The sequence below is a fragment of the Streptomyces sp. NPDC012637 genome (genome assembly GCF_042954805.1).
In the GTDB taxonomy this organism is placed as follows: domain Bacteria; phylum Actinomycetota; class Actinomycetes; order Streptomycetales; family Streptomycetaceae; genus Streptomyces.
The window spans coordinates 443,551-458,051 of the sequence record NZ_JBIBDS010000007.1; the positions used below are offsets into that span (position 1 = coordinate 443,551).

General features: G+C 73.3%; 15 protein-coding genes, 1 pseudogene and 1 riboswitch. Of the genes and pseudogenes, 10 read left to right on the forward strand and 6 right to left on the reverse strand.

Features of this window, described 5'->3' with window-relative positions; translation table 11 throughout:
• Nucleotides 1-132: 132 nt before the first annotated feature.
• Nucleotides 133-753, reverse strand: a complete 621-nt coding sequence (locus ACFY8W_RS27765) for a TetR family transcriptional regulator (protein WP_391110650.1) — start codon at nucleotides 751-753, stop codon at nucleotides 133-135.
• A 108-nt stretch (nucleotides 754-861) separates the two neighbouring features.
• On the opposite strand from ACFY8W_RS27765, the gene ACFY8W_RS27770 reads away from it, so the two are divergent.
• Complete coding sequence (locus tag ACFY8W_RS27770) at nucleotides 862-1,848, forward strand: ABC transporter permease (protein ID WP_391110653.1); 987 nt, start codon at nucleotides 862-864, stop codon at nucleotides 1,846-1,848.
• Between the two features lie 83 nt (nucleotides 1,849-1,931).
• On the opposite strand, the gene ACFY8W_RS27775 is transcribed toward ACFY8W_RS27770, so the two are convergent.
• The gene (locus ACFY8W_RS27775) at nucleotides 1,932-2,216 is read right to left on the reverse strand and encodes a type II toxin-antitoxin system prevent-host-death family antitoxin (RefSeq protein ID WP_391110656.1); all 285 of its coding nucleotides are present in this window, start codon (nucleotides 2,214-2,216) and stop codon (nucleotides 1,932-1,934) included.
• 56 nt (nucleotides 2,217-2,272) lie between these two features.
• Between ACFY8W_RS27775 and ACFY8W_RS27780 the strand changes: the two genes are divergently transcribed.
• From ACFY8W_RS27780 to ACFY8W_RS27790, 3 genes are all read left to right on the forward strand, one after another.
• Complete coding sequence (locus tag ACFY8W_RS27780; protein WP_391110658.1) at nucleotides 2,273-2,914, forward strand: ATP-dependent Clp protease proteolytic subunit; 642 nt, start codon at nucleotides 2,273-2,275, stop codon at nucleotides 2,912-2,914.
• 7 nt (nucleotides 2,915-2,921) lie between these two features.
• A complete protein-coding gene (locus ACFY8W_RS27785; protein WP_391110660.1) occupies nucleotides 2,922-3,227 on the forward strand; it encodes a hypothetical protein in 306 nt (101 codons plus the stop codon).
• Between the two features lie 315 nt (nucleotides 3,228-3,542).
• Nucleotides 3,543-3,740, forward strand: a riboswitch (cyclic di-AMP (ydaO/yuaA leader).
• Nucleotides 3,741-3,743: 3 nt separating this feature from the next.
• A complete protein-coding gene (locus ACFY8W_RS27790) occupies nucleotides 3,744-4,220 on the forward strand; it encodes an NlpC/P60 family protein (protein ID WP_391110662.1) in 477 nt (158 codons plus the stop codon).
• Nucleotides 4,221-4,502: 282 nt separating this feature from the next.
• Here the strand turns inward: ACFY8W_RS27790 and ACFY8W_RS27795 are convergent, their stop codons facing one another.
• The 4 genes from ACFY8W_RS27795 to ACFY8W_RS27810 form a co-directional block, all read right to left on the reverse strand.
• Nucleotides 4,503-4,934 carry an ATP-binding protein gene (locus ACFY8W_RS27795; protein WP_391110665.1) on the reverse strand — a complete coding sequence of 144 codons (432 nt, stop codon included), beginning with the start codon at nucleotides 4,932-4,934 and terminating at the stop codon, nucleotides 4,503-4,505.
• A 171-nt stretch (nucleotides 4,935-5,105) separates the two neighbouring features.
• Entirely contained in the window at nucleotides 5,106-5,906 is an 801-nt protein-coding gene (locus tag ACFY8W_RS27800) for a DUF817 family protein (RefSeq protein ID WP_391110667.1), read from the reverse strand.
• Nucleotides 5,907-6,087: 181 nt separating this feature from the next.
• Nucleotides 6,088-6,699, reverse strand: coding sequence for a hypothetical protein (locus ACFY8W_RS27805; RefSeq protein WP_391110670.1), 612 nt, complete (start codon nucleotides 6,697-6,699; stop codon nucleotides 6,088-6,090).
• A gap of 43 nt (nucleotides 6,700-6,742) precedes the next feature.
• Entirely contained in the window at nucleotides 6,743-8,017 is a 1,275-nt protein-coding gene (locus ACFY8W_RS27810; RefSeq protein ID WP_391110673.1) for an aminotransferase class I/II-fold pyridoxal phosphate-dependent enzyme, read from the reverse strand.
• A 142-nt stretch (nucleotides 8,018-8,159) separates the two neighbouring features.
• Between ACFY8W_RS27810 and bioB the strand changes: the two genes are divergently transcribed.
• The 6 genes and pseudogenes from bioB to ACFY8W_RS27840 form a co-directional block, all read left to right on the forward strand.
• Nucleotides 8,160-9,392: a biotin synthase BioB gene (gene bioB, locus ACFY8W_RS27815; protein WP_391110676.1), complete on the forward strand. Its 1,233-nt coding sequence runs from the start codon at nucleotides 8,160-8,162 to the stop codon at nucleotides 9,390-9,392.
• Complete coding sequence (locus ACFY8W_RS27820) at nucleotides 9,385-10,665, forward strand: adenosylmethionine--8-amino-7-oxononanoate transaminase (RefSeq protein WP_391110679.1); 1,281 nt, start codon at nucleotides 9,385-9,387, stop codon at nucleotides 10,663-10,665. The genes bioB and ACFY8W_RS27820 overlap by 8 nt, the downstream gene beginning before the upstream one ends.
• Before the next feature lie 1,093 nt (nucleotides 10,666-11,758).
• Entirely contained in the window at nucleotides 11,759-12,481 is a 723-nt protein-coding gene (gene bioD / locus ACFY8W_RS27825; RefSeq protein WP_391110682.1) for a dethiobiotin synthase, read from the forward strand.
• Nucleotides 12,482-12,551: 70 nt separating this feature from the next.
• On the forward strand, nucleotides 12,552-12,899 hold the full coding sequence (locus tag ACFY8W_RS27830; protein WP_391110686.1) for a VOC family protein: 348 nt from the start codon (nucleotides 12,552-12,554) through the stop codon (nucleotides 12,897-12,899).
• A gap of 62 nt (nucleotides 12,900-12,961) precedes the next feature.
• Nucleotides 12,962-13,852, forward strand: a complete 891-nt coding sequence (locus ACFY8W_RS27835) for a TIGR03621 family F420-dependent LLM class oxidoreductase (protein WP_391110688.1) — start codon at nucleotides 12,962-12,964, stop codon at nucleotides 13,850-13,852.
• 34 nt (nucleotides 13,853-13,886) lie between these two features.
• Nucleotides 13,887-14,327: pseudogene (locus ACFY8W_RS27840) on the forward strand (GNAT family N-acetyltransferase); the annotation flags it as partial.
• Nucleotides 14,328-14,501: the final 174 nt, after the last annotated feature.

Below are 14,501 nucleotides of genomic sequence, written 5' to 3' on the forward strand. Positions count from 1 at the left end.
CCACCTCACTGTCGTCCACCGGGCATCACCCGGACAGCAGCGGACCTTAGCGATCTTCAACATGCCGTTGAGCCACGGGAAGGGGCCGCCGGGTCGGAGATTGCAGGTTAGGGCGGAAGTTTTTCCGGCTCGTTAACTCGCGCTTTGCGTCTGCATGGACATCAGTCCACGCAGCCCGTCCTCCAGGATCTCGACGCTGACGTCACCGAAGAGCGCCTGCTGGGCGATGAAGCCCTGGGCGACGGCGATCAGGGTCCTGGCCACGTGGTCGGCGGAGACGTCGGCGGTCATGAGCCCGTTGGCGCGGTAGGCGGCGACGAGCTCGGACCAGGCCTCGCGCATGCCGCCGTAGCCGCTCGCGAGGGCGGCGGCCAGCCGCTCGTCGCGCAGGGTCTCGCTCCAGACCTGGAGGATCAGCCGGCCGAAGGCCTGCCGGTCGGCGCCCGGGATCCGCTCCTCCAGGAAGAGCCGCAGCACGGCGCCGAGCAGGACGTCGGGCGTGGGCGGCGGGACCGTCTTCGAGGCCTCGAGGAAAGCGCTGCGGACACCGGTGAAGGCCTCGTCGGCGATGGCCGTGATCAGTTCGTCCTTGCCGCGGAAGTAGCGGTAGACGGCACCGGCCGAGAGGCCCACCTCGGTCAGTACGTCCTGCATGGACGTGGCGTGGAAGCCGTTGCGGGCGAAGCAGCGGGCCGCGCCGTCGAGGATCTGGCGGCGGCGGGCGTCGAGGTGTTCCTGGGAGACACGGGCCATGGCCCCAAACGTAAAACGAATATTCATTCTTGACAAGCGAGACCCCTCGAAGGACAGTGTGGGCGACACGTAAAACGAACGATCCTTCTCTTTGAATCGAGGTGGACCATGTCCGCCACAGACACCCGCAAGTCGGTCGCGGTGATGCTGCTGATCCCCGCCGTCGTCGCCTTCGCCCTCTGGGCCTTCGCCTGGCCGGCCGCCCGTACCGCCCCGCGTGACCTGCCCGTCGGTGTCGCCGGTTCGGCCACGGCCGCCGTGGAACAGCACCTCGCGGCCCGCGAGGGCGCGTTCGAGGTGCGGCGTTACGCGGACGAGGCTGCCGCCCGCGCCGCGATCGAGGACCGGACCGTATACGGCGCCATCGTGGTCACGCCCCGGGGCCCCCGGCTCCTGACCGCCTCCGCGGCGAGCCCCGTCGTCGCCGGGATGCTGCGCGAGGCCGTCGCCGCGCAGCTGCCGGCCGGCAACGCGCTCCAGGTCACCGATGTCGTACCGGCACCGGCCGCCGACCCGCGCGGCGCCGTCCTCGCGGCAGGCCTGCTGCCGGTCGGCCTGGCGGGCGCCGCGTCCGGCGCCGTCACCTCACTGCTCGGCCTGCGCGGCGGTCGCGCGGCGGCCGCACTCACCGGCGCGGCGGCGCTCTCCGGCCTGGTCGGCACGGCCGTCGCGGACAGCTGGCTCGGCGGTCTCACCGGGGCCTGGTGGACGGAGGCCGGGGTGCTCTCGCTCGCCGTCCTCGCCGTCGGGGCGACCGTGGCCGGGCTCGCCGCGCTCATCGGGAGGGCGGGGCTCGCCGTCGGGGCCGTCCTGATGGTCCTGCTCGGCAGCCCCTCTTCCGGCATCGCCACCGCGCCGGAGCTGCTGCCCGCCCCGATGGGCGTGCTCGGCCAGTGGCTTCCGCCGGGCGCGGCGGGCACGGCGCTGCGCTCGGTGTCGTCCTTCGGCGGCGCGGGCGCGGGCTCCGCGCTCCTGGTGCTGGTCGCGTGGGCGGCAGTCGGCCTGACCGCGGTACTCGTCGGCGGGCGGCGCGCGAGGGCGCGGGCGGCCGGCGCGGCTCCCGCCCCGGCACCGCTGCCCGAGCCGGTCGCCTGAGCCGGCCCGCCGGACCCGAGGCCGAACACCCAGGGTCACGCGCGCGAGTGCCCCCGCCCTCCCGGCGGGGGCACTCGCGCGCGTCAGGAGCTGGAGGCTCCGGGGTCCTGGTGGTGGGCGGCGATGCCGAACCTGCGCTGTTCACCCGCAGCGGACGCCGGCCGGCCGGTCCTGGAGACCGAACTGATCACCGGTTCCTCGGCCGCTTCCCGCATCGCCTCGAGTTTCTCCAGGTCAGCGGCGGAGACCAGGGCGACGAGCGGCTTGCCGTGGCGGGTGACGACCACGCGCTCGTCGCCGTACACGACGCGGTTGATCAGATCCGCGAGCTCTGCGCGCGCTTGCGTCACCGGAATCTCGTAGGCCATGCTCCTCATCTTACGGGCTGTACGTCCTGTACATTTTTTACAGAAGGAGGAGTGCCATGGAGAAGAGCACGCGGAGCTCGATGCGGTACGTCCTTCCGGAGTTCACCGAGCGCACGAGCTTCGGCACCCGCACCCTCGACCCCTACTCGAAGCTGCTTCAGGAACGGATCGTCTTCCTGGGCACGCCGATCGACGAGACCTCGGCCAACGACGTCATCGCCCAGTTCCTGCACCTCGACTACGCGTCTCCCGAGCAGCTGATCAGCCTCTACATCAACTCGCCCGGCGGCTCGATCAGTGCCATGACCTCGATCTACGACACGATCAGCACCGTCTCGTGCGAGGTGGAGACCACCTGCCTCGGCCAGGCCGTCGGCCCGGCCGCGGTGCTCCTCGCCGCCGGCTCGCCCGGCCGCCGGATGGCGCTGCCCGGCGCCCGGATCGTGCTCCAGCAGCCCGAGCTCGACGAGCCGTTGCAGGGGCAGCCCAGCGATCTCGACATCCAGGCCCGGGAATTGCTCCGGCAGCGCGAGCTCGTCGCCGGGCTGCTCGCCGAGCACACCGGCCAGGAGCGCGCCCGGATCGACGCCGACATCGACCGGACGACGGTGCTCGACGCCCCGGCCGCGCTCGCCTACGGCCTGGTCGACCACGTGGTGAGCGACCGCCGCGGGTCCGCCGGCCACGGGGAGCGGTGAGTCCGCCGTGGTGCCGGAGCTGCCGCCGCTGCCCGCACTGACGCGCGCCGAGGGCGAGTTCGTGGACGCCTACCTCGAAGTCGTCGACCTGCTCGGGCGAATCAATCCATCCAGGACTGCGCATACCTATGGGGCGCTGCGCGCGGCGCAGGCCCTGGTCGGGCGGGCGACGGCGCTCCGGGACGCGCTGACGCTCATGCATATGCGGGGCGAGAGCGAGGTCCACGCGGACACACTGGCCCATGCGCTAAGGGTGTTGGACGGGGAGCGTCGATCGGTCCGGGTCACGGTCCGCGAAGAGCAGGCGAGTTGACACCTCCGCGTGTCGTGTCGAGGTCCACTCGGGGCACGCGGACCGCAGAATCGCTCCCCCGTTCGGCGTAGTAGACGAATCGACATAGAGCTCAGGTGAGTTGCGCAACAGGTGTACGCATCTGGCGGAATTGAACGTTCCGTCGCTGGTGGCGGGCTCGTCGGCCAAACCTCCGAAGATCCCGAAACCTGACTGTCCACCCGTATGGATCAGTCGTGAGGAGCCTCACATATCGCCGTTTCAGCTCGGATTTCGGCCTGGGTGTGGGTCAAGATCCCTGTCGACGACAAGCCCCCGCCACCCGAGGCGGGGCGGTCCGGGCGGACGCCGAGTCCTGCCGCCGTTCCGGACGTCTGGTCGACAGGAGTGGATCGGCAGGAGTGGAGGACCCGAGCAACACGGGACGTCCGAGCAGTGGGGACGTTCCTCGGGGTGAAGCCGCGACAGCGGCCGGGCATCTTCGCCTGCCCGAACCCGACAGGTCATCCTTCACAGGCGGCTGACGAAGGGTTGCGCATGACTGCGCAGATTCATGTCCCGTCCCTGCTGTCCCGGGCCGGAGCCGTCTCGGCTCTCACCCTCGCCGCCGTCGGCGGCACGCTGCTCGCCCCAGGAGCGGCACCGGAGGCCCAGGCCGCGACCTCCTACGCCGGCAAGGCGCTGGACGTCGCCGCCTCGAAGAAGGGATCGCCTTACAAGTACGGCTCGGCAGGCCCCAGCAGGTTCGACTGCTCGGGCCTCACGCTCTACTCGTACAAGAAGGCGGGCAAGACCCTGCCGCGCACGGCGCAGCAGCAGTACAACAAGACCCGGCACGTCTCGGCGTCCAGCCGGCAGAAGGGGGACCTGGTCTTCTTCCATTCCGGCGGAAGGGTCTACCACGTCGGAATCTACGCGGGTAACAACAAGATCTGGCACTCACCCAAGACCGGCTCGTGGGTGAAGCTCGACAGGATCTGGTCGTCGAAGGTCTACTACGGCCGGGTCCGCTGACCCGTCCGAGCTGCGTGAACGCCCTGCGCGACCCGTACGTCCTGCGTGACCGGTACGTCCTGCGGCCCGTAGGACGTCCGTGGCCGCACGACGTGAGCGACCGTCGGACGTGCGTGGCCGTCGGACGTGCGTGGCCGTAGGACGTGCGTGGCCGCAAGACCCGCAAGACCCGCTGAACGTCCGGGAGGAGCGCCGGAGGCGCCCCGTCCCCTCCTCCCGGTCCGTTCACACCGGATCCCGCCCGGGCGGGATCCGGCGGGATGCCGCGGGGAGCGACCCGTCCTAGTGTGAGACCGCGACCGGCCACGGCAGGTTGATCCAGACCGTCTTTCCGCCCTCCGGTGTGGCCGCCACCGAGAGGCGGCCCCCTGCCTCGGCGGCCAGGTAGCGGATGATGACCATCCCCCGCCCGTTGTCCTGCTGTACGGCGGCGGGCAGCCGCTGCGGCCACCGCGGATGACTGTCGGTCACCCCGATGCGCAGCTGCTCTTCCCGCTCAAGGCGGATGTCGACCGTGAAGGTCGGCGACTGGCCGAACGTGTGCTGCACGGCGTTGGTCGCCAGCTCGGAGACGATCAGCCGGACCGTGTCCGCCGTTTCGGTCGCCTCGTCGAGCCCCCAGGAGGAGAGCACCTCGGCGACGTACCTCCGAGCGGTGGAGACCGAAGCGGGATCGCTCGGCAGCGTGACGGTTGCTTCCTGGTGGTCTGCCATGGCGACGCTGTCCCTTTCCCACCGGGCCCCGCCCGGATTGCGCTTCGCGTCAGACTGCCACCGATGCCGCCGCGGCGGGCGGCGATCCACCAGATATACGGATATCTGTCGCCCGAAGCAGTGAACCGTGCGACGGGCGAGCGGATATCGAAGCGGCCGAGGCCGGCGAGGTCAGGACGGCAGGCGTCTGCCCGCGCGGCGGGCGGTGGCCGCCAGGACGAAGGTGATGCTGATCAGCAGGGACCAGGCGCCGAACTTCTCCACGCCGACCGGCTGCCAGCCGTGCGTCTGGTACGGGTAGCGCCAGGCGCCCACGTAGGTCGCGAGGTTCTCCGCCAGCCACAGGAAGAAGCCGATCAGGACGAACGACAGCGCCAGCGGCATGCGCAGGCGCGCCCCGCGCACCGTGAAGCGCACGGAGGTGCCCGCGGTCACGGCCAGGAGCAGGACGGCCAGCGGCCAGCGCGCGTCGGGCAGCCAGTGGTGGGTGAAGAAGTTGAGGTAGATCGCCGCGGCCACCACGGCGACCGCCCTGGGCCGGTAGCGGACCAGCTCCAGGTCGAAGAGGTGCCAGGCCCGGCAGACGTAACTGCCGACGGCCGCGTAGAGGAACCCGCCGTACAACGGCACCCCGGCGAACTTCAGCACGGCCGGCTCCGGATAGCTCCACGAGCCGAGGGAGACCTTCACCAGCTCGAAGGCCAGGCCGATGACATGGCAGACGCCGATGACGGCGATGTCCCGCCCGCTCTCCCAGCCGCGCAGCCAGAAGACCAGGGTGAGCAGCACGCCGTACGCGACGAGCAGGTCGTACCTGGCCACCGGGAGCCCGGTGAGCAGGGTGGACGCCGCCACGCCGGACAGCAGCGCGATCGCGAAGGCGCAGGCACGCGTCTGCGTCCAGGCGAAGGCGAGCAACCGCCGGAAGGACGAGGACAGGATCTCGGTGAACGGTCCGCTGAGGCTGATCATGGTGCGCTGTAGGACGAGCACAGGCGCGCGGACGGTTGCGGAAACCGTCGCACGCGCCCCTGCACAGGCCGGCACCTCCCCGTTGGCCCCCCGGTGCCTCTCGGCGGCTCCCCCGTGCCCCCCGTTGGCTCCCCGGAGAGCCCGTGGGTCCCCGGAGAGCCCGTGGGTCCCCGGGAGCCCGCTACGAGACGAAGCCGATGACACCGAAGCCCGGACGGGACTCCACGTGCCGGAGCCAGCCGATGACGTCCATCACCGCGTCGACGACCTCCGGATCGAGCGGCGGCGCGTGACCGTCCGCCTTCGTCCGCTCGAACTGCTCCAGCGCCGCCAGGCACTGCTCGTGCGTCCACTCGCCGCACAGCGGCAGGTCGTACGTCGGCAGCGGGTCGGGCATCCCGCCGTCGTAGCCGAACTCCGCCACCGACACCGCGGTGATCCGCAGCGCCTTCAGGCCCTCGTCGACCATCTTCAGCCAGTCCCCGCGGAAGGGCGAGAAGGAGGAGTTGTCGAGGAAGGAGCCGGTGAGCGAGCACAGTCGCTTGTAGGCGTAGCCGTACTGGAAGACATGGTGCTTCTGCGCCTCGAACGGGCCGCCGTGCACCACCGTGCGCAGCGCCTCGTACGCGCTGGGCGCACCGTCCCTTATCTCGGACGAGAACCAGTCGTCGTCGCGCGCCAGGTCGTCGGCGAAGCGCTCGCGGATGATCTCGAGCAGCTGCTCGTCGCCGGAGCCGACGAGGGCCCGCGTCGCCTTGGGGTCGATCAGGTACACGCTCAGGGAAGAACTCATACGGACAACCTAGCGAGCGGGACTGACAACGCGTGACCGGCCGTCAGACCGCCCCGGCCGGCGCGGTCCGGACGATCGTCGCCACCGCCCGCTCGATCTGGGCGTCCGTGAGGTCCGCGCGTGCCGTCAGACGCAGCCGGGAGACGCCGTCCGGCACCGACGGAGGCCGGAAACATCCCACGCCGAGGCCCAGTTCACGGCAGTCCGCCGCCCACCGCAGCGCCTCGTTCGGTCCCGGCGCGCGCACCGACACCACGGCGGCGTCCGGGCGTACGGCGGTGAGACCGGCGTCCGTGAGCAGCCGGTGGAGGGTGCCCGCCACGGTACGGGCGCGGGCCGCGAGGGCCGGTTCGGCAGCGATCAGACGGAGGCTCGCGAGCGCGCCGCCCGCCGCGGCGGGCGCGAGCCCGGTGTCGAAGATGAAGGTGCGGGCCGCGTTGACCAGGTGCTCGATCACCCGGGCCGGGCCGAGTACCGCGCCGCCCTGGCTGCCCAGGGACTTGGAGAGCGTGAGCGTCGCGACCACGTCCGGGTCGCCCGCGAGGCCCGCCTCCTGGACGGCGCCGCGCCCGCCGTCGCCGAGCACGCCGAAGCCGTGGGCGTCGTCCACGACCAGGCCCGCTCCGTGTTCCCGGCAGGCCGCCGCGAGTCCGGCGAGCGGCGCCCTGTCGCCGTCGACCGAGAAGACGGAGTCGCTCACGACGAGCGCCCGTCGGCCCGGGTGCGCGGCCAGCGTCTTCGCCACGGCGGCCGGGTCGGCGTGCGGGACGACCGCCGTCTCGGCCCGGGACAGCCGGCAGCCGTCGACGATCGAGGCGTGGTTGCCGGCGTCGGACACGATCAGCCCGTCGCGGGCGGACAGCGCGGTCAGCGCGGCGAGGTTCGCCGTGTAACCGGAGGAGAAGACGAGCGCGGCCTCGAAGCCGCAGAACTCGGCGAGTTCGCGTTCGAGCCGGGCGTGCAGCCGGGTCGAGCCGGTGACGAGGCGCGAGCCGGTGGAACCCGCGCCCCAGCGGCGGGCCGCCTCGGCCGCGGCCTCGGTGATCTCGGCGCGGTGGGTCAGGCCGAGGTAGTCGTTGCCCGCGAGGTCGAGGAGGTCGGACTCGGCGGCGCGCGGGCGCAGTGTCCGCACCAGCCCCGCCTCGGCGCGCCGGCGCGCGGCCTCCTCGGTCCAGCCGAAGGCTTCCCGGCGCGGGTCCGTGCCGTCCCGCGGGTCCCCGTTCCGGTCCCCGTCCGCGTCGAGGACCGCGCCCTCCCCCGGGTCCGCGCCCTCCTCGGGGGCCGACACGTCCTGCGGGTCCTCGGCGTACGGCGGCATGACGGATCCTTTTGTAGGCAGCGCACAGACCCTAACCGGATCCGGCCGAGGTCAGGGTGTGGCCATACACACACCTCAAACGACGGCGTTTGTTCGGATCCTCCTTGGCCGCAGGGCGTGCCGTAGGCCAGGATCAGCGCTTATGGACCTGCTGAACACGCTGGTGGACAAGGGGCTGCGGCGCGAGTCGCCGACCCGTGAAGAAGCGCTCGCCGTGCTGGCGACCTCCGACGACGAGCTGCTCGATGTGGTGAGCGCGGCCGGCAAGGTGCGCCGTCATTGGTTCGGGCGGCGGGTGAAGCTCAACTATCTCGTCAATCTGAAGTCCGGTCTCTGCCCCGAGGACTGCTCCTACTGTTCGCAGCGACTCGGCTCCACGGCCGGAATCCTCAAGTACTCCTGGCTCAAGCCGGACGAGGCCTCGGCCGCCGCGGCGGCCGGCGTCGCGGGCGGCGCGAAGCGGGTCTGCCTGGTGGCGAGCGGCCGCGGCCCGACGGACCGGGACGTCGAGCGGGTCGGCAGGACCATCGAGGCGATCAAGGAGCAGAACGAGGGCGTGGAGGTCTGCGCCTGCCTCGGTCTGCTCTCCGACGGCCAGGCGGAGCGGCTGAAGGAAGCCGGCGCCGACGCGTACAACCACAACCTCAACACGTCCGAGGGGACGTACGGGGAGATCACCACCACCCACACCTACGCGGACCGCGTGGACACGGTGCAGAAGGCGCACGGCGCCGGCCTCTCCGCCTGCTCCGGCCTGATCGCGGGCATGGGCGAGACCGACGAGGACCTGGTCGACGTGGTGTTCGCGCTGCGCGAGCTCGACTCGGACTCGGTGCCGGTCAACTTCCTCATCCCGTTCGAGGGCACCCCGCTCGCCAAGGAGTGGAACCTCACCCCGCAGCGCTGCCTGCGGATCCTCGCGATGGTGCGGTTCGTCTGCCCGGACGTCGAGGTGCGGATCGCGGGCGGACGCGAGGTCCACCTGCGCACGATGCAGCCGCTGGCGCTGAACATCGCCAACTCGATCTTCCTCGGCGACTACCTCACGAGCGAGGGCCAGGCCGGCAAGGCCGACCTCGACATGATCGCCGACGCCGGCTTCGAGGTGGAGGGCGCGGGCACCACCACGCTGCCCGCGCACCGCGCGGACGTCGCGGCGGCCGCTGCGGGCGGCGGCTGCGGCCCCCACGCGGAGGCCGGTGCGGGCGGCGGCTGCGGTTCGCACGCGCAGGCCGGTGGCGGCTGCGGCCCGTGCGGCGGCGCGGCCGCCGAGGCGCCGGCCGCTTCGGAGGCGCCCGCCGCGTCCGAGGCAAGGACGGACCTGGTCGCGGTGCGCCGCCGCGGTGCCGGTACGGACCTCGCCCCGAATGCGTAACGACGAACTCGTCGCCCTGGACCGGGCGCACGTCTGGCACCCGTACGGCCCCATGCCCGGCCGTTCGGACCCGCTGGTCGTCGCGTCCGCGTCCGGGGTGCGGCTTCGGCTCGCCGAACCGGTCGAGGGGCAGACCGAGTTGGTCGACGGCATGTCGTCGTGGTGGGCGGCCGTCCACGGCTACAACCACCCGGTGCTCAACGAGGCCGTCCGCGACCAGCTCGACCGCATGAGCCACGTCATGTTCGGCGGGCTCACCCACGAGCCGGCCGTGCGGCTCGCCGCGCGGCTCGTGGAGATCACGCCCGAGCCGCTGCAGCACGTGTTCCTCAGCGACTCCGGCTCGGTCGCGGTCGAGGTCGCCGCGAAGATGTGCCTGCAGTACTGGCGCTCGATCGGCCGGCCGGGCAAGCGGCGGCTGCTGACCTGGCGCGGCGGCTACCACGGCGACACCTGGCAGCCGATGTCGGTGTGCGACCCCGAGGGCGGCATGCACGAGCTCTGGTCGGGTGTGCTGCAACGACAGGTCTTCGTGGAGGCCCCGCCCGTCGCGTACGAGGAGTCGTACGCCGAGCTGCTGCGCGAGACGATCGGGCGGCACGCCGACGAGCTGGCCGCGGTGATCGTGGAGCCCGTGGTGCAGGGTGCGGGCGGCATGCGCTTCCACAGCCCGGAGTACCTGCGGGTGCTGCGGGAGGCGTGCGACGCGCACGACGTGCTGCTGATCTTCGACGAGATCGCGACGGGGTTCGGGCGGACGGGCGCGCTGTTCGCCGCCGACCACGCCGGGGTCTCCCCGGACGTGATGTGCCTCGGCAAGGCGCTGACCGGTGGCTACCTTTCGATGGCGGCGACGCTCTGCACGAGCCGGGTCGCGGAGGGCATCTCGCGCGGCGAGGTCCCCGTCCTCGCCCACGGCCCGACCTTCATGGGCAACCCGCTGGCCTCGGCGGTCGCCCTCGCCTCCATCGACCTGCTGCTCGCGCAGGACTGGCGGGTGGAGGTCAAGCGCATCGAGGCGGGGCTCCGCGAGGGGCTCGACGGTGTGGCCGGACTGCCGGGTGTACGTGACGTCCGCGTCCTCGGCGCGATCGGCGTGGTCCAGCTCGACCACGAGGTCGACATGGCCGCCGCCACCCGCGCGTCCGTCCGGTCGGGCGTCTGGCTCCGCCCCTTCCGCGACCTCGTGTACACGATGCCGCCGTTCGTGACGGGCGAGGAGGATGTGTCGCGCATCTGCGAGGCGGTACGGGCAGCGGCAACAGCGGGCTGACCCGACACCGTCGCGACGCGGTGTGACGCGTCGCGGTAAGGCCCGGCCCCGTCGCGGGGCGGCGCGGGGCGGGGCGGGCCTCGTCGCGGGGGGCAGCAATGTCGTGGCTCGGGCCGACACGTCGCGGCGCGGGCCGCGGCGCGGCATGGGACAGCACCGTCGTGGCACGGGCCGGCACGTCGCGGCACGGGCCGCGGCGCGGCATGGGACAGCACCGTCGTGGCACGGGCCGGCACGTCGCGGCACGGGCCGCGGCGCGGCGCGGCGCGGGGCAGCACCGTCGTGGCACGGGCCGGCACGTCGCGGCGCGGGCCGCGGCGCGGCGCGGGGCAGCACCGTCGTGGCACGGGCCGACACGTCGCGGCGCGGGCCGCGGCGCGGCATGGGACCGGCCCCGTCGGCGGCGTGGACCGGCCCCGGCCGGGCGCCGCTCGGGCCGGGGCCTCCGTCCCCGCCACCCGACACGCCCGGGCGGGGCCCCGCCGCCTCCATGTGGGCTTCGTCCGCTGGGCCGGTGCCGCCCGTGGGCCCCGTCGTCGCTGAGGCCCCGCGCAGGGGTGCCTGGCTCTCGCCCCGCTGGGCGGCGCCCACCTCCGTGTGGGCATTCGTCCCGCTGGGGCGGGACGGGTGGGCACACGGGACGGCGCCCTCAGCGGGCGCCTCCGCTCCCTGCACCTGCCCGCACCACGAGGCCCGCCGCGCCTTGGGGTGACCGTTCAGGCGCGGGAGCCCAGGCCCGGCAAGGAGCACCGTCCGTTGTGCCCACCCGTCCCGCCCTGCGGGACGATTGCCCACAACGGGGCGCGGCGAAGGGCCCGCCCAGGTGGGCGCCGCCCGGCCGCGCGGAGGTTCGCAACGCGCACGGCCCGCGTGGGCGCCGCCCTGCCGGGCGGAGGTTCACAGCCCGGGGCGCCAGGGCGAGGGCGTCGCCCCAGGGGGTGCCTGGTGCGGACGGCCCCGCGACGGGGCGGAGGCGGCGCGGGCGGGCACCGCGCGGCAGGACGGACGCCCAGAGCGACCGGGCGGGCGACCGGGCGGGTCACGGACCCGGCGCTCTGTCAGTGAGCATTACTCGGAACGAAAGGACATCCCCTTGAGCAACGTCATCGTCATCACCGGCACCGGCACCGAAATCGGCAAGACCGTCGTCACCGCCGCCCTCGCCGCCCTCGCCTCCGCCGGCGGGCGGTCCGTCGCCGTGCTCAAGCCCGCGCAGACCGGCGTCGCCCCCGGAGAGACGGGGGACGCCGACGAGGTGGTGCGGCTGGCGGGCGAGGCGGTGACCGGGGCCGAACTGGCGCGGTACCCGGAGCCCTTGGCCCCCGACACCGCGGCGCGGCGCGCCGGGCTCGCGCCGGTGCGGCCCGAGGAGGTCGCGGAGGCCGCGCGGAAGCTGGCGGAGGAGCACGACCTGGTGCTCGTGGAGGGCGCCGGCGGGCTCCTCGTACGGTTCGACGAGGAGGGCGGAACCCTCGCGGACGCCGCACGACTGCTCGGCGCGCCGGTCCTCGTCGTCGTCCCCGCCGGCCTCGGCACGCTCAACTCCACCACCCTCACGGCGGAAGCGCTGCGGGCGCGCGGCATCGAGCAGCTGGGCGTGGTGGTCGGCAGCTGGCCGGACGCTCCGGACCTCGCGGCGCGCTGCAATCTGATGGATCTGCCGAAGGCCGCGGGCGCCCCGCTCCTCGGCGCGGTGCCGGCGGGTGCGGGCACGCTGGCGCCCGAGGCGTTCCGGGCGGCGGCGCCCGGCTGGCTGGCGCCGGCGCTGGGCGGTTCCTGGGACGCCGCCGAGTTCACCGCGGCGGCGGGCGCCTGAGCCCCGTGCGGACCGCGCAGCACGCCGCCAGGCCGCACGCCGCGCCGCCGCACGTCCTACGCTGAGCGCCATGCCTCGCGCCCGTGTTCAGGAAATCGTCTTCGACTGCGCCGCCCCGGCCGCCCTCGCGCGGTTCTGGGCGGCGCTCCTGGGCGGAACTCCGGTCGACCGGAGCCCGGACTGGTCGTACGTCGACCCGCCCGAGTTCGTCCGCCTCGCCTTCCAGCGGGTGCCGGAGGGCAAGGCGGTGAAGAACCGCGTCCACCTGGACCTGGAGGTCGGTGATCCGGCCGCGGCGGCCGAGGAGGCACTGCCGCTCGGCGCGAGCCGTTCCGGCGGGATCGTGACGGACGACCAGGGATCGTTCCAGGTGATGCGTGATCCGGAAGGCAACGAGTTCTGCTTCGTGACAGGCTGAGGGACCGTCAAGCACGTCACGTCCTTGACGTCCTTCACGCCCGTCGATGAGGAGGCAGTGCCGTGGCCTTACCGTTCCGCTTCGCCGTCAACATGCTCAGGACCGGCTCGGGCGAGGAGTGGCGGACCCGCTGCCGCCGCGCCGAGGAGCTCGGCTACGACCTGATCCTGGTCGCCGACCACCTCGGGATGCCCGCCCCGTTCCCCTCCCTGGTCGCGGCGGCGGAGGCGACCACCCGGCCGCGCCTGGGAACCTTCGTGCTCAACACGGGTTTCTGGAACCCGGCGCTGCTGGCCCGCGAGGTGACCACGACGGCCGCGCTGACCGGAGGCCGCCTGGAACTCGGTCTGGGCACCGGCTACGTGCGGGCCGAGCACGAGGAGGCGGGCATCCCGTTCCTGCCGCCGCGCGAACGGGTCGGCCATCTGGCCCGGACGATCGAGGAGCTGGCCGGCGCGCTGAAGGGCGACGGGACGGGCTCCCGCACCCCGCTGCTCGTCGGCGGCAACGGCGACCGCGTGCTGCGGCTCGCGGCCCGGCACGCCGACGTGACGGCGTTCAGCGGCGGGCGGTTCACGGGCGACTCGGTGACGGTGCTGACCGCGGACGAGCTGGCCGGACGGGTGGAGACGTACCAGGGCTTCGAGGCGGAGGCCGGACGGGCGCGCCCGGCGGAGCGGAACCTGCTGCTCCAGCGCGTCCTGGTGACCGACGACCCGGCCGCGGCGGTGGCGGAGTTCCTTCCCCTCGTCCCGTATCTCACCCAGGAGCAGGTGCTCGACCTGCCGATCCTCGCGATCGGCACGGTAGGGGAGATCGCCGACCGGCTGCTGGGGCTCCGCGAGCGCCTGGGCTTCTCCTACTTCACGGTCCTGGACGACGCCCTGGAGGCCTTCGGTCCGGTGATCGCCGAACTGCGCGGCCGCGAGCGGCCCGGGCACGCGGCGTCCTGACTGGTGGAACTCGCTCGACGCCCGGCGCCGCCGGTGGTGGGATGCGGGCATGGACGATCTTCGGATACGGGCCGCGGTCGCGGCCGACATCGACGCCGTGCTCGCCTTCTGGAAGACCGCGGCCGAGGGCACCAGCATCAGCGACGACCCGGCGGGCGTCGCCCGGCTCGTGGAGCGGGACCCGGAGGCGCTGTTGCTCGCCGAGCGGGGCGGTGAGCTGGTCGGGACGGTGATCGCCGGCTTCGACGGCTGGCGCTGTCACCTGTACCGGCTCGCCGTCCACCCGGAGCACCGGCGGCGCGGCATCGGCGGCGCGCTCCTCGCCGCGGCCGAGGAGCGGTTCGTACGGCTCGGCGGGCGCCGCGTGGACGCGATGGTCCTCGACCGGAACGAGCTCGGGCAGGCGGCGTGGCGGGCGGCGGAGTACGACCCGGACGAGCGGTGGACCCGCTGGGTGAAGCCGCTCCCCGCCTGACCCGGACCGACCGGGTGAAGCCCCGTGGCGTGTCCGGGACCGACCCACCGGGCGAAGCCTCATGGGGTGATCAGGACCGACCCACCGGGCCAAGCCCCACGAGGGACCGCGACCGACCCACCGGGCGAAGCCCCACGGGGTGATCTGGACCGACCTCCCGGGTGAGGCTCCTCC

Coding starts and splice junctions, on each gene's coding strand:
- ACFY8W_RS27765 (WP_391110650.1), bottom strand. CDS start 753: ATGGCCCGTGTCTCCCAGGAACACCTCGACGCCCGCCGCCGCCAGATC.
- ACFY8W_RS27770 (WP_391110653.1), top strand. CDS start 862: ATGTCCGCCACAGACACCCGCAAGTCGGTCGCGGTGATGCTGCTGATC.
- ACFY8W_RS27775 (WP_391110656.1), bottom strand. CDS start 2,216: ATGGCCTACGAGATTCCGGTGACGCAAGCGCGCGCAGAGCTCGCGGAT.
- ACFY8W_RS27780 (WP_391110658.1), top strand. CDS start 2,273: ATGGAGAAGAGCACGCGGAGCTCGATGCGGTACGTCCTTCCGGAGTTC.
- ACFY8W_RS27790 (WP_391110662.1), top strand. CDS start 3,744: ATGACTGCGCAGATTCATGTCCCGTCCCTGCTGTCCCGGGCCGGAGCC.
- ACFY8W_RS27795 (WP_391110665.1), bottom strand. CDS start 4,934: ATGGCAGACCACCAGGAAGCAACCGTCACGCTGCCGAGCGATCCCGCT.
- ACFY8W_RS27800 (WP_391110667.1), bottom strand. CDS start 5,906: ATGATCAGCCTCAGCGGACCGTTCACCGAGATCCTGTCCTCGTCCTTC.
- ACFY8W_RS27805 (WP_391110670.1), bottom strand. CDS start 6,699: ATGAGTTCTTCCCTGAGCGTGTACCTGATCGACCCCAAGGCGACGCGG.
- ACFY8W_RS27810 (WP_391110673.1), bottom strand. CDS start 8,017: ATGCCGCCGTACGCCGAGGACCCGCAGGACGTGTCGGCCCCCGAGGAG.
- bioB (WP_391110676.1), top strand. CDS start 8,160: ATGGACCTGCTGAACACGCTGGTGGACAAGGGGCTGCGGCGCGAGTCG.
- ACFY8W_RS27820 (WP_391110679.1), top strand. CDS start 9,385: ATGCGTAACGACGAACTCGTCGCCCTGGACCGGGCGCACGTCTGGCAC.
- ACFY8W_RS27830 (WP_391110686.1), top strand. CDS start 12,552: ATGCCTCGCGCCCGTGTTCAGGAAATCGTCTTCGACTGCGCCGCCCCG.